The organism is Neglectibacter sp. CSJ-5, assembly GCF_032490475.1.
Taxonomy (GTDB): domain Bacteria; phylum Bacillota; class Clostridia; order Oscillospirales; family Acutalibacteraceae; genus Hominenteromicrobium; species Hominenteromicrobium mulieris.
Map to the genome: position 1 here is coordinate 199,712 of NZ_JAVYJC010000003.1, position 13,929 is coordinate 213,640.

Below are 13,929 nucleotides of genomic sequence, written 5' to 3' on the forward strand. Positions count from 1 at the left end.
TTCTTATGATAAATATTCTTCCACGCCGTGCGCCGCCACCGCGCCGTCCGCAGCCGCCGTCACGATTTGCCGCAGCGTCTTTTTACGACAGTCGCCCGCAGCAAACACGCCCGGAACGTTCGTCTTCGTGCTCTCGCCCGCCATAAAATACCCGTTTTCGTCAAGGTCAAGAATATCGCGTACAAAGTCCGTCGCCGGCACATTGCCCACCGCCACAAACACGCCGTTCACCTCAATCTCGCACACCTCGTCCGTCTTTACATTGCGCAGACGCAGCCCGCCGACTTTTCCGTCTTTTTTGAGGATCTCATCCGTCACCGTATCGAAAACGATCTCGATATTCGGCTTATCGAGCTTCTTCTCATAGCTCTTTGAAGCGCGCAGGCGGTCTCTTCTGTGGATGAGATATACCTTTTTGCACATCGCGGAGAGAAAAACCGCATCGCCCGCCGCCGTGTCACCGCCGCCAATGACCGCAACCGTCTTATCTTTATAAAACGCACCGTCGCATGTCGCGCAATAGGAAACGCCCTTGCCGCGCAAAGCGTCTTCGTTCGGCAAGCCGAGCGTCCTCGGTGCCGCACCGGGTGCCAAAACGACGCTTTTCGCGCGGTAAACCGTGCCGTCTTCCGTCTCCAGAATTTTCACATCACCGTCTAACCGCAGTGCCGTCACGTTGCCGTAGGTCTGCTTCGCGCCAAAGCGCTCCGCCTGCTTTTTCATGTTCATCGTCAGCGTAAACCCGTCCACCGCCTCCGGGAAGCCGGGGTAGTTTTCAATTTCATTCGAGGTCACCATTTGACCGCCGGGGATATATTTTTCCAGCACCAGCGTCTCGTAGCCCGCGCGGGCGCAGTACAGTGCCGCCGTAAGCCCCGCAGGGCCGGAACCCACCACGGTTACGTCATAGACCTTTTCCATGTTTTCGCTCATAAGTCACCGCTCCTTTTCCTGGTGAAGTGCAGCTTTTCTGCACACCGTCTTGCGAACATCGTTAGTATAGCACATTCTCCCGAAAAATACAATTCCGTGCGGCGCGAAAGAGTTTTCTACCGCAAAGCGACACGCAGTCGAAAACTCTATCAGAATCAAATACGTGCTCCCGTTCTCCTACTTAAACCAAAAAACACGCAAACCGCGCTCCTTGCACGACATCCCCCTATCGCGCAAAACAAAAGAGGCTCTTTCAGCATCCCGAAAAAGCCTCTCGTTCTTTACTTTTTATTGCACATCTTGTGCGGTGTACGCTCAGCGCACACATCTCATGTTAATTTAAACTGATACTAATACATCGGACTTTCCTCTGCTTGAAACCATCGGTCTCTTTTTATACCTGCACTCTGCATTACTTTCAGAATGTCGTCGGTCTTTCAGAGTTTATCATTTGTGCATTGGACACAACTCCATGTATATTCTCAAAACTGTATTTGATTTTTTCTTTGGCGTTTTCCGCCTGTCCTTACACACGTCCGTACGCTTTGTACAACCCATGTATAATTCTATATGTTAATTTCGACCTACTTATCTTTGCTGTACCACGAAAACCTTTTGGGACTCGCTTTTGCGATCCCGCGCTTTCATAAAGCTTGAAACACTCGTGTGCAAATATTCAGTCTACTTCAGGGATCCGAGGCGCAACGCACCACGGATCTTCTGCTGCTGAGGTTCAGTAGCCATTGGCCTCACCCGCTTTCTTTCAATAGATTTGCCTTTGCGGCTCATGCAGCTTTGCCTCTTTTCACGTTTTGCCTGTTTCCACATGTTCAAAACGTACGGCTGCTTCTTTATTTATGTTCCCGTTTCTCCGCTTCGGCTTTTTGTCCCTTTGTACCGGCACATTCGTAAAAGCCTACTTATCTCTTTCATCACATTTCCCGGAAGCCGAAGAACATTTGAAGCTCCGCCTTTGCAAATACTGCCTCAAGAGTTTCCTCCGCGCCTTTCTCTCTCCCCTTCGGAATACTTTCCGCGCACTGAACCGCTTCGATCTTTTACCGAGACTTTTTTGAGCCTCCACCAAGAAAACCTCTTACGGTTTTCCCGATCTACTTTGCGTTCTGGAGTTCTTTCTCTTTTCACCTATATATTAGCACCATCCGTCTACTTTGTCAACAGTTTTTTTGAAGATTTTATTTTTTATTTGTATATTCTATTTTCGCAAAATGAAGCTTGACATTCTTCCGCATTCACGATACAATTATTCTTGCAGGTAAAAGCAACGGGCTTATTTTCCACAGCTTTTCTGCTCCGCCGCATAAATTACAAAACGGCGAATATACTGAGAAAGAAGGCTTTTCCCATGAGTATAGACAACAACCAGGAATACGAAGCAGAGCTCATCACCCTCATCGACGATGAAGGCACGGAGCACGAATTTGAGATCATCGACGAACTCGAGAACGATGACGGCTACTTTATGGCACTTGTCCCCACTCTGCGCGACGCCCAAAGCGAAGTTGCAGACGCAGATGAGTACTACATCTTTGAAGTCGTAGAAGACGAGAACGGCGAAGAGCAGCTTTGCGAGATCGAAGACGACGACCTGCTGGATAAGCTCGCCGAAATTTTTGAGACCCGCTATGCACAGGCTATGGAGGAAGAAGAGGAGTAATCTTCTTTCCCCGTTCAAGATCATGTAAAGACACCTGCCCGATGCGCGGACCGTGCAAAATAACCCTACACTCAACTTTTAGGGAGCTCGGCTCCGCAGGCGGACTGCAGACCTCCCGGCCCGGCTTGACCGGATACCGGAAGAAGGGAGCGCGAAACCTGCGGGAGGGCACCCACCTGCTTATTTCGTAGCAGGTTATTGAGAGCACGTTACGGTCGGGCGGGGTTTTTTATGCCCATTTCAAGGCGGTGAAAACCGCCTTTTTTCATACTTTACACACCTTTTTCTGTGCTTTTCTTTTGGAAACGGTTGTATTTTGCGAATTTTGCCGCATTTGGGTGCGGTAGCAAAGAAGGAGAAGGTCATCATGACCGGAAAACAGTATTTTTCAAGCGGCCTCAAAGACGGCATGCCCATTTGCTTCGGGTACTTTGCCGTTTCGTTCGCGTTTGGCATTCAGGCCGCAGGCATCGGACTTTCGGTGTTTGAAGCCTCCGTGCTCTCCGCCCTAAACGTCACCTCCGCCGGGCAATTCGCAGCACTCGCCATCATCGCATCGGGCGCGTCGCTCATCGAGCTTGCATTCACGCAGCTCATCATCAACCTACGGTATTTTCTCATGTCGTGTGCGCTCTCGCAAAAGCTCTCGCCAAGCCTGCCCCTTGGGCACCGCCTCGGCATCGCCTACGGCATGACGGATGAGATCTTCGCCGTCAGCGTCAGCCAAAGGGAGCCTCTCTCACCGTTTTACAGCTATGGACTCATCGCCGTCGCCATTCCGGGCTGGGTGCTCGGCACGGCACTCGGCGCGGCGGCGGGCAACATTCTGCCGGCCGTTTTGACGAACGCGCTCGGCATCGCAATCTACGGTATGTTCATTGCCATCATCCTGCCGCCTGCAAAGGAGAACCGTGTCGTCGCCGGTGTGGTCGTCCTTTCCATGGTGCTTTCCGCACTGTTTACGTATCTGCCGGTGCTGTGCAACATTTCCTCGGGCTTCCGCATCATTGTCATCACGCTTATCATCGCAGGCGGTGCAGCGCTGCTGTTCCCCATCCCGGATGAGCCCGCAGAGCCGGAAAAGGAGATACCGCATGAGGGTTGAGGTTTTTCTTTACATACTCGTCATGGCGGCCGTTACATATCTTATCCGTATGCTGCCGCTGACGCTCATCCGCCGCAAGATCACGAACCGCACACTGCGCTCGTTTCTCTATTATGTGCCGTACGCCACACTTTCCGCCATGACCTTCCCGGCAATTCTCACTGCCACCGGCAGCGCCATCAGCGCCGCGCTCGGCTTTGCCGCCGCTTTGATTTTAGCATTCCGCGGTAAAAGCCTGCTCACCGTCGCCATTATCGCCAGCGCCACCGTGCTTGTGTGTGAACTCATATTGCCGTATCTGCCGCTGTAAAGCACAGCTTGCAACGTAAAAGTTTCGCCCGCCTTTTTCAATAGGCGGGCGAAACTTTTTACTATCGTTATAGAAAGCCTTGTGTTTATTCTCTCTCAAAATGCTTTGCGACCGTCTGCAAGTACTCGATGATCGGCAAATGCTGCGGACATACACCCTCGCACTGGCCGCACTGAATGCACGCGCTCGCTTTGCCGAAGTGCTTTGCGACGTTCTCGTAATACTCGCTCTGCGGCGTCCAGCCCTCGTCCGGAGAGATTCCCCTGCCGCGCAGCTCCTGCATATCGGCGTTGTACAGCGAGAAATACTTCGGGATTGCAATCTGCATCGGGCAGCCGTCCGTGCAGTACGAACAGCCCGTACACGGAATGTCGATGCTCGCGTTGATGATGTCCGTCGCCTTTTTGATGAGCGCTTTTTCCTCATCGTTCAGCGGCTTAAAATCCTGCATGTACGATGTGTTGTCCAAAAGCTGATCCATATCGCTCATGCCGGAAAGCACGATCTTCACGTTTGGCAGGCTCGCTGCGAAACGAATTGCCCAAGACGGTACGGAGGCTTCCGGATTATAGTCCTTAAACAGCTTTGTCACTTCCTCCGGCACGTTTGCGAGCGTGCCGCCCTTCACCGGCTCCATGACGAATACCGACACGCCGTGCTTTTCGGCAACTTCATAGCATTTTCCGGACTGCACACCGGCGCTTTCCCAGTCGAGGTAGTTGAGCTGTAACTGTACAAACTCAAACTCCGGGTGCGCGGTCAGCACTTCGTCCAACAGCTCCGGGCCGTCGTGGAACGAGAAGCCGATGTGCTTTACAAGGCCCTTTTCCTTCTTGTCGCGGATCCAGCCGAAGCAATCAAACTTATTGTACGTCTCAATGCTGTGGCTGTTGATGTCGTGGATGAGGTAGTAATCAAAATACGTTACGCCCGTCTTTTCCATCTGCTCATTAAAAATGCGGTCGCGGTCTTCAAACGAATTCACGAACGCCGAATGCAGCTTTGTCGTCAGCGTGAAGCTGTCGCGCGGATGGCGGGAAACAAGTGCTTCCTTCACGGCGTTTTCGCTCTTGAATGCGCAGTACATCCACGCCGTATCAAAATACGTGAAGCCGCGCTCGATGAACGTATCCACCATTTTCTTGACCTGCTCAATGTCAATCTTGCCCGGGTCGTTCGGGTCCAGAGACGGCAGACGCATGAGGCCGAAGCCCAATTTCTTTTCAGACATTTTACTCATACTCCTTATGCAAACGATTCAAATGTTTTTGTTGCCTATATTTTACAACTTAAAGTGCACTCTAAGTCAAGCTTTTTCGAAAAAATTATTTTTCTGCACGAAATATTCCTCCCGCAGTAGCGAAAACTGCATGTCATCGCGGATTTCGCTTTCTGACGTACGCACGCAGCGGCGGATACACCCTTCATACACAAACCCCAAGGATCTCAGCAACTTTTCCGAAGCAATATTCCCCGTGAAAACACGCGCTGCTACAACTTCCAGATCTTCTTCGGTGAATAGTTCATGCAGCACAGCCCGCAGTGCTTCTTTCATATAGCCCTGCCGCGTATATTGCTCCCCGAGATAATACGAAAGACATCTCGAGCGCACATCGAACCGAACGCCGTCCTCCTCCGCCGCAATCATACCAAGCAAAGCGCCGTCCTCTTTTCGCTCAATATACCATGTGTTTTCATAATCGATTTCCCTATGAATCAAATGAACCATCTGCTCTTTATCAAGCACTTTCATTACGTTGTTTTTCATTACGAAAGCGCTGTTGCGTATGGCCATGATCTCCGCCGCATCTCTCTCCCGCGGCGTGCGCAGTAAAAGTCTTTCTGTGTGCAGTTCTCTCATATTTTCCCTGCCTTTCTTTGCCGTGTGTACGTATTTCGGATAAAAAACACCCTTTCCTCCATGAACCACGGAAGAAAGGGTGCGAAAATCAATTCAGTCTTTTGCTGCATGATGCAGCGTCAAAACACCTGATTTTTCCAGCGCCTAAGCCGAAATTAGATCTCAGCGAAGTACTTGATGGTTCTGACCATCTGGCTGGTGTAGGAGTTCTCGTTGTCGTACCAAGAAACAACCTGAACCTCATAGAGGTCGTCAGCAATCTTGGAGACCATCGTCTGGGTAGCATCGAACAGGGAACCGAATCTCATGCCGATAACATCGGAAGAAACGATCGGATCGCAGTTGTAGCCGAAGCTCTCAGAGGAAGCTGCCTTCATAGCTGCGTTGATGCCGTCGACGGTTACGTCAGCGCCCTTAACAACAGCGGTGAGGATGGTGGTGGAACCGGTCGGAACCGGAACACGCTGTGCGGAACCGATGAGCTTACCGTTCAGCTCCGGGATAACAAGGCCGATAGCCTTTGCAGCGCCCGTGGAGTTCGGAACGATGTTAGCAGCGCCGGCACGTGCACGGCGGAGGTCACCCTTTCTGTGCGGGCCGTCGAGGATCATCTGGTCGCCGGTGTAAGCGTGGATCGTGCTCATGATGCCGCTCTGGATCGGAGCATAATCGTTCAGTGCCTTCGCCATCGGAGCGAGGCAGTTCGTGGTGCAGGAAGCAGCGGAGATGATGGTGTCATCAGCCGTCAGGGTCTTCTCGTTTACGCTGTAAACGATCGTCGGGAGATCGTTGCCTGCCGGAGCGGAAATAACGACCTTCTTTGCGCCTGCGTCGATGTGAGCCTGGCTCTTAGCCTTAGAGGTGTAGAAGCCGGTGCACTCGAGAACAACGTCAACACCGATCTCGCCCCACGGAAGGTCCTTAGCGTCCTTCTCAGCGTAGATCTTCAGGGTCTTGCCGTCAACTGTGATGGTGTTAGCCTCGTCGTCAGCGGAAACCGTGTGGAGACCTTCGCCGATCTTGCCGCAATAACCGCCCTGTGCGGTGTCATACTTGAGCAGGTGAGCCAGCATGGAGGGTTTCGTCAGATCGTTGATCGCAACGACCTCATAACCCTCAGCGCCGAACATCTGTCTGAACGCCAGACGGCCGATACGGCCGAAACCATTGATTGCAACTTTAACTGCCATGATTGTATACCTCCTGATAATTGTGGATGCATAATTTGCAATTCTATTTTATAGCATTTCGCAGGATTTTACAAGGGCTAACTGCTAAAAATGCAAACTTTTTCCGTAATTTTCAGAAAATTCACGCGTTTCCCGTGTCTTTTAAAGCATTTTCTTCTAAATTGCTCTCCGCTTTCGCAGATGCGCGCTGCCCGCTCACCGTAAACAGCAGGCAAAGGCTGTGGACAGAAAGACACAGCATCGCAAGCTGGATCACATACGGCATCTCCGTCGCATACCCGCGCCCCGCAATGATGAGCACCGTGTTCGAGATCACATACGTCATCCAAAGCACCGCCGCCGGCAGACCGAACACATACGTGCTGCGCAGCGCCTTTTTGCCGCCCGCGCCGGAGAGCAGCTTACCTTCGGAAAGCAGGAACAGCAGCATCATCGCACCGCCACCCACGGTAAAGATATTTTCCTCCGTCGTCGCCACAGCGGAATACGTCATGAACGTCACGATCATATACGAAATGCCCCAAACGGAACCGATGGCCCAAAGCCCGCCCGTGCCGCTCGGGAATCCCTCGCCCGTCAGCCATATAATGGCAAAAATGAGAGAAACGATCGCGAAAAGCAACGTTAAGACCGCAAACGGCAAATGCGTCGTCACGTGCGAAGCCTGCACAAAGTAGGTCGGCTGATTGTTGCGGTATAAGTAAAAGTCCCGCAGAAGCGCTGCCGCACACAAAAACAAAAATACACACATCAGAAGCGCAGAAGCACCCGCCGCCGCATTTCTTTTCGTCTCTATGCGCGCGCAAAGCTTTTTGTCCACACGGCACAAAAGCATGCAGAGAAGCGATACGCCGATCGCCGCACCGCAGTAAATATACGTCAACAGTCCGCTGTCCGTCACAAAGCCCGTGTCATAATCAAAAAAGCAGAGCATCTGCACGCAGCGCAGCGCAGCCGCCGCAAAGATGCCGATTCCTGCCAAAACAAACGCCAATTTCACTTTCTTATTCATATATCATACACCGCCCACACCCTCTGGGCTTTCCTTTCATCGATTCATTCGCCGTCCGAATTTGCGGCACATCGGTTCACTGTGTTTTATTTTAGCACATTCCGCCTAAGATGAAAACACCCCGCAAAAAAGATTTTTAATTTCCTGTTGACAACAAACTTTCAAGTGATTATAATATATGCCAGAGTAAACAATTAAGCGCATGATTGTTCACATAGGAGCAGATTCGATTCTGCTGTACGGCGGGGCCTTCTCCCCGCGAAAACAGATGAAAGGATGGTAACAATGCACGATCACGAAAAAGAGCCCATCGGCCATGCATTGCATGTGCTGGATACCACCATGCGCCGGTATATTGATACGTATTCCCACAAAAAGGAACACGAAAACCTCACCGGCACAAACACATGGGTCATCCAGTTCATCGCCGATCACAAAGACGGGCCCGTGTATTTGCGCGATATTGAGCGCCGCTTCGGCATTACGCGTTCCACCGCCTCCAAAGTGGTGGATATGCTTGTGCGAAACGGTTTTGTGGAGCGCCATACCGGCGAAACGGACGCCCGTCTGCGTCGTCTGACCCTGACGGAAAAGTCAGAGAACCTTTTGGCCGATATCCGCGCCGACCACGAAGCAATGGAAGCCGTTTTAACGAAAGGCTTCACGCAAAATGAAAAAGAAACCATGCTCTCTTATTTACGGCGCGCAAAAATAAATGTAGATGCTGCCTTTGCCGAAAAGCAGCAGAAGAAAGAAAGGAGCGGTGCAGATGGTTAAAAAACTGATGGAAAGCATCCGCGAACAGAAAAAGAATTCCATATTGGCCATGGTCACCATCAGCGGTGAGGTCGTCTTCGAGGTCATCATCCCGCTTTTGATGGCGAATCTCATCGATTACGGCATTGACACGGGCGATATGGGGTACATTGTCAAAATGGGCATTGTCCTGTTGCTCTCCGCACTGGGTCAGCTTTTCTGCGGTGCCATTTCCGGTAAATTCGCAGCCATTGCCTCCAGTGGCTTTGCCCGCAACCTGCGCCACGACATGTTCTACAAGGTGCAGAATTATTCATTCTCAAACATCGATAAGTTTTCCACCGCAAGTATTGTCACGCGTCTGACAACAGACGTTACGAATCTGCAAAACACTTACCAAATGATCATCCGCATGGCGGTACGCAGCCCGCTTATGGCGATCTTCTCGCTTGTCGCGGCATTCGGCATCGACGCCAAGCTCTCGCTTATCTTCCTTGCCATCATCCCGGTGCTCGTTCTCGGCCTGTACTTCATCATGACGAGAACGCACCCGATCTTCGAGCGCGTGTTCAGAACTTATGATAAGCTGAACAGCGTTGTGCAGGAGAACCTGCACGGCATCCGCGTGGTAAAGTCCTTTGTCCGTGAAGATCACGAAAATAAGAAGTTCACCGCCATTTCCGAAAATATCTATAAGGACTTCAAAAAAGCCGAGCAGCAGCTTGCATGGAACGCCCCCTTGATGCAGCTTTGCATGTACGCGGCGGTGCTCCTGCTCTCCTGGTTCGGCGCACGCACCATCGTGGCCTGTGGCGGTGACGCAGCGACCGGCCTTTCTACCGGCGAGCTTCTGAGCCTGCTGTCTTACGCCACGCAAATTCTCATGAGCCTCATGGGCCTCTCTATGATCTTCGTTATGCTCACCATGTCCCGCACCTCCGGCGAGCGTGTCGTTGAGCTGCTCAACGAAACCCCGGACATCACCACCCCCGAAAATGCCGTAAAGAGCGTTTCGGACGGCAGCATCGATTTCGAGCACGTTCAGTTCAGCTATCGTCACGGCACAGAGGGCAAACCCGTGCTTTCCGATATTAACCTGCACATTCCGGCAGGTGCCACGGTCGGCGTCATCGGCGGCACCGGCTCCTCCAAATCGAGTTTCGTACAGCTCATCCCGCGCCTGTACGATGTTGACCTCGGCGCGGTCAAGGTCGGCGGCATCGACGTCCGCAAATACGACCTGGATACCCTCCGCGGCGATGTCGCCATGGTGCTGCAAAAGAACGTCCTGTTCTCCGGCACCATCAAAGACAACCTACGCTGGGGCGATGAAAACGCCACCGACGAGGAAATCCGCCATGCCTGTCAGCTCGCACAGGCCGATGATTTCATTCAAACCTTCCCTAAAGGCTACGATACCTACATTGAGCAGGGCGGCACGAACGTCTCCGGCGGCCAGAAGCAGCGCCTCTGCATCGCGCGTGCGCTGCTAAAAAAGCCGAAGATTCTCATTTTGGACGACTCCACCAGCGCGGTCGATACCCGCACGGATGCGCTTATCCGCGGCGCGTTCGCAAAGGAAATCCCGAACACGACAAAAATCATCATCGCCCAGCGCATCGCCTCCGTACAGGAAGCCGATATGATCCTTGTCTTAGATGACGGCAAGATCGTCAGCTGCGGCACACATGACGAGCTCATGCAAACAAGCCCGATCTACCGCGAAGTTTATGAATCCCAGACGAAAGGAGATCCTGACAATGCCACCGCGTCCTAATGGTCCCAGACTCTCCATGAAAGAAAGCATGAAGCAGCTCGATAAGAAGACCTTATTCCGACTGCTTTCCTATATGAAACCGTACAGGCTGCACCTTGTGTTCGTGTTCATCTGCATTGCGGTGAGCGCTTTCGCAAGCGTCATGTCCTCCCTGTTTTTAAAGTCCCTCATTGATGATTACATCTCCCCGCTCCTGCTCGAATCCAATCCGAACTTCAGCGGTCTTCTGTATGCGCTTCTCCAAATGGCAGTCATTTACGTCATCGGCGCGTTCTCCACGCTGTTCTACAACCGTACCATGGCGGTCGTTTCGCAGGGCACGTTAAAGAAAATTCGTGACGAGATGTTCGAGCACATGCAGACGCTGCCCATCAAGTTCTTCGATACGCACACCCACGGCGACATCATGAGCTTCTACACAAACGATACGGACACCCTGCGCCAGATGATTTCCCAGAGCATTCCGCAGACGCTTTCCTCCATCTTCACGGTCGTTTCCGTGTTCTGCTCCATGCTGACGCTCAGCGTTTGGCTTACCCTGTTCCTGGTCGCGTTCCTCTTTGTCATGTTTAAGATCGTCGGCAAGGTCACCGCAAAAAGCGGCAGCTACTTTGTTCGCCAGCAGCAGTCTCTCGGCAATGTGAACGGCTACATTGAAGAAATGATTAACGGCCAGAAGGTTATCAAGGTCTTCTGCCACGAAGATAAAACAAAGGTCGAGTTCGACAAACGAAACGACGACCTCTTCACAAACGCTTCCGAAGCGAATAAGTTTGCCAATATCCTCGGCCCCATCATGAACGCACTCGGCTACTTCCTTTACGTGCTCATCGCCGTGCTTGGCGGCGGTCTCGCACTTGCTGGCGTACCGAACCTGACCCTCACCGGCATGGGTGTCATGACGCTCGGCGGCATCGCGTCGTTCCTGCAGCTCTCCCGCAGCTTCGTTATGCCGATCAGCCAGGTCACGCAGCAGATCTCGTCCATCATCATGGCTATGGCAGGCGCTTCCCGCATCTTCTCTCTGCTCGATGAAGGGAGCGAAAAGGACGAGGGCTACGTCACGCTCGTCAACGCCGAAAAGAAAAACGGCGTGCTCACCGAAACCGATAAGCGCACCGGCCTTTGGGCATGGAAGCACCCGCATAAGGACGGCACTGTCACCTATACGGAGCTTACCGGCCACGTAGAGCTTGAGGACGTAGACTTCGGCTATGCGCCCGATAAGACCGTCCTGCATGACATCACGCTTTACGCAGAGCCCGGCCAGAAGGTCGCGTTTGTCGGCGCAACAGGCGCAGGCAAAACGACCATCACAAACCTCATCAACCGCTTCTATGACATTTCTGACGGCAAGATCCGCTACGACGGCATCAATATCACGAAGATCAAGAAGCCGGATCTCCGCCGTTCCCTCGGCGTGGTTTTGCAGGACGTCAACCTGTTCACCGGCACCGTTATGGAGAATATCCGCTACGGTAAGCTCGATGCCACGGACGAAGAGTGCATCGCCGCCGCAAAGCTCGCAAATGCCGACGGCTTCATTCGTATGCTGCCGCAGGGCTATGACACCGTTCTTTCCGGCGACGGCAGCGGCCTCTCACAGGGCCAGCGCCAGCTCATTTCCATCGCCCGCGCCGCCGTTGCAGACCCGCCCGTCATGATTCTCGACGAAGCGACGTCCTCCATCGATACCCGCACGGAAGCCATCGTGCAGTCCGGCATGGACGCCTTGATGAACGGCCGCACCGTGTTTGTCATCGCGCACCGCCTATCGACGGTCCAGAACTCCGACGTCATCATGGTGCTCGACCACGGCCACATCATCGAACGTGGCAGCCACCGCGATCTCATCGCGCAGAAAGGCACCTACTACCGCCTCTACACCGGCGCATTCGAGCTGGAATAAGTAAAATTCAAAGCGATAAACGAAAACTCCGTTTGCTGATGAGCAAGCGGAGTTTTTTGCTGCGCAAAAACAGCCCCGTTCACGTCGGAACAGGACTGCTTTCTCATTTTATCTTATTTCGTTCTACCGATGTCATGGCGGTAATGTACGCCGTCAAAATGGATTTTCTCCACAGCTGCATACGCCTTTTCAAGCGCTTCATTGAGCGTCGCCGCCGTCGCGGTCACGCCAAGCACGCGGCCGCCGTTCGTCAGCAGCTTGCCGTTTTCAAGCTTCGTGCCGGCATGGTACACCGTCACGCCTTCCGCCTGACCGTTTTCGTCAAGGCCGGTGATTTCCAGTCCCTTCGGGTAAGACTGCGGGTAGCCGCCGCTCGCCATCACGACGCACGCGCACGCTTCCGGGATCCATTCAATCTCAAGCTCGTCGAGCTTCTCGTCGATGACCGCGTTGATGATGTCCACAAAATCAGTCTTGAGGCGCGGCAGCACGACCTGCGTCTCCGGGTCGCCGAAGCGCGCGTTGTACTCAATGACCTTCGGGCCGTCCGGGGTCAGCATCAGGCCGAAGTACAAACAGCCCTTAAACGGTCTGCCCTCTGCCTGCATCGCTTTGACGGTCGGCAGGAAGATGGTTTTCATACACTCGTCCGCAATTTCGTTCGTGTAGTACGGGTTCGGGCTGATGGTACCCATGCCGCCGGTGTTCAGGCCCTTGTCGCCGTCCAGTGCACGCTTGTGGTCTTTAGAGGACACCATCGGGCGCAGCGTCTTGCCGTCCGTAAATGCCAACACGGAAACCTCCGGGCCAGTCAGGAATTCCTCCACAACAACGTTGTTGCCGGAAGCGCCGAACACCTTATCTTCCATAATGGTGTGCACGGCATCCTTCGCCTCGTCAAAGTTTTGCGCGATGATAACACCCTTGCCAAGCGCCAAGCCGTCTGCCTTAATGACAACCGGGAACTTGCCGCGCTTTTCCACGTACTCTACGACCTCTTTCGGGTCGGAGAACACCGCGTAATCCGCCGTCGGAATACCGTATTTCTTCATCAGATTTTTCGAGAACACCTTGCTGCTCTCGATGATGGCCGCGTTCGCGCGCGGGCCGAATGCACGGATGCCCTCTTTTTCGAGCGCATCTACCATACCGGCCGCAAGCGGGTCGTCCGGCGCAACAAACACAAGGTCAACTGCGTTTTTTTTCGCGAAATCCACAACGCCGTCAATGTCCATCGCGTTAATGGCCACGCACTCGGCGTCTGCCGCAATGCCGCCGTTGCCCGGTGCGCACCACAGCTTTTCCGCTTTAGGGCTCTCTTTCAGCTTGCGGATGATCGCATGCTCACGTCCGCCGCTGCCGATAACCAGAATATTCATAAAAGCACCTCGCCTTTCG

At 53.1% G+C, this 13,929-nt stretch carries 12 protein-coding genes and 1 other RNA gene; 7 read left to right on the forward strand and 6 right to left on the reverse strand.

The genetic code is table 11. The features are described from left to right. Nucleotides 1–3: 3 nt before the first annotated feature. A complete protein-coding gene (gene trxB / locus R2K26_RS07710) occupies nt 4–933 on the reverse strand; it encodes a thioredoxin-disulfide reductase (protein WP_316519471.1) in 930 nt (309 codons plus the stop codon). A gap of 1,366 nt (nt 934–2,299) precedes the next feature. Between trxB and R2K26_RS07715 the strand changes: the two genes are divergently transcribed. From R2K26_RS07715 to R2K26_RS07730, 4 genes are all read left to right on the forward strand, one after another. After that, entirely contained in the window at nt 2,300–2,611 is a 312-nt protein-coding gene (locus tag R2K26_RS07715; RefSeq protein WP_176820774.1) for a DUF1292 domain-containing protein, read from the forward strand. 28 nt (nt 2,612–2,639) lie between these two features. After that, nucleotides 2,640–2,841: non-coding RNA, 6S RNA (ssrS, locus tag R2K26_RS07720), on the forward strand. 137 nt (nt 2,842–2,978) lie between these two features. Then, complete coding sequence (locus R2K26_RS07725) at nt 2,979–3,716, forward strand: AzlC family ABC transporter permease (RefSeq protein WP_316519472.1); 738 nt, start codon at nt 2,979–2,981, stop codon at nt 3,714–3,716. Further along, nucleotides 3,706–4,026: an AzlD domain-containing protein gene (locus R2K26_RS07730; protein WP_176820776.1), complete on the forward strand. Its 321-nt coding sequence runs from the start codon at nt 3,706–3,708 to the stop codon at nt 4,024–4,026. The genes R2K26_RS07725 and R2K26_RS07730 overlap by 11 nt, the downstream gene beginning before the upstream one ends. Nucleotides 4,027–4,111: 85 nt before the next feature. Here R2K26_RS07730 and R2K26_RS07735 read toward each other — a convergent pair whose 3' ends face one another. The 4 genes from R2K26_RS07735 to R2K26_RS07750 form a co-directional block, all read right to left on the reverse strand. After that, nucleotides 4,112–5,257, reverse strand: a complete 1,146-nt coding sequence (locus R2K26_RS07735) for an aldo/keto reductase (protein ID WP_316519473.1) — start codon at nt 5,255–5,257, stop codon at nt 4,112–4,114. A 75-nt stretch (nt 5,258–5,332) separates the two neighbouring features. Then, nucleotides 5,333–5,887 carry a GNAT family protein gene (locus R2K26_RS07740; RefSeq protein WP_316519474.1) on the reverse strand — a complete coding sequence of 185 codons (555 nt, stop codon included), beginning with the start codon at nt 5,885–5,887 and terminating at the stop codon, nt 5,333–5,335. Nucleotides 5,888–6,042: 155 nt separating this feature from the next. Continuing rightward, nucleotides 6,043–7,077 (reverse strand): type I glyceraldehyde-3-phosphate dehydrogenase, encoded by a 1,035-nt coding sequence (gene gap, locus R2K26_RS07745; RefSeq protein WP_316519475.1) that lies wholly within the window; start codon nt 7,075–7,077, stop codon nt 6,043–6,045. A 121-nt stretch (nt 7,078–7,198) separates the two neighbouring features. After that, nucleotides 7,199–8,089, reverse strand: a complete 891-nt coding sequence (locus R2K26_RS07750; RefSeq protein WP_316519476.1) for a hypothetical protein — start codon at nt 8,087–8,089, stop codon at nt 7,199–7,201. A gap of 285 nt (nt 8,090–8,374) precedes the next feature. Here R2K26_RS07750 and R2K26_RS07755 point away from each other — a divergent pair, with 285 nt between their 5' ends. Genes R2K26_RS07755 through R2K26_RS07765 form a run of 3 tightly spaced genes read left to right on the forward strand, consistent with a single transcriptional unit; the run spans nt 8,375 to nt 12,531 of the window. Further along, nucleotides 8,375–8,866 carry a MarR family winged helix-turn-helix transcriptional regulator gene (locus tag R2K26_RS07755; RefSeq protein ID WP_316519477.1) on the forward strand — a complete coding sequence of 164 codons (492 nt, stop codon included), beginning with the start codon at nt 8,375–8,377 and terminating at the stop codon, nt 8,864–8,866. Further along, nucleotides 8,859–10,622, forward strand: a complete 1,764-nt coding sequence (locus tag R2K26_RS07760; protein WP_316519478.1) for an ABC transporter ATP-binding protein — start codon at nt 8,859–8,861, stop codon at nt 10,620–10,622. Before R2K26_RS07755 ends, R2K26_RS07760 begins: the two co-directional genes overlap by 8 nt. Further along, a complete protein-coding gene (locus R2K26_RS07765; protein WP_396897231.1) occupies nt 10,606–12,531 on the forward strand; it encodes an ABC transporter ATP-binding protein in 1,926 nt (641 codons plus the stop codon). Before R2K26_RS07760 ends, R2K26_RS07765 begins: the two co-directional genes overlap by 17 nt. 113 nt (nt 12,532–12,644) lie before the next feature. Here the strand turns inward: R2K26_RS07765 and purD are convergent, their stop codons facing one another. Then, a complete protein-coding gene (purD, locus tag R2K26_RS07770; RefSeq protein WP_316519479.1) occupies nt 12,645–13,910 on the reverse strand; it encodes a phosphoribosylamine--glycine ligase in 1,266 nt (421 codons plus the stop codon). Nucleotides 13,911–13,929 lie beyond the last annotated feature (19 nt).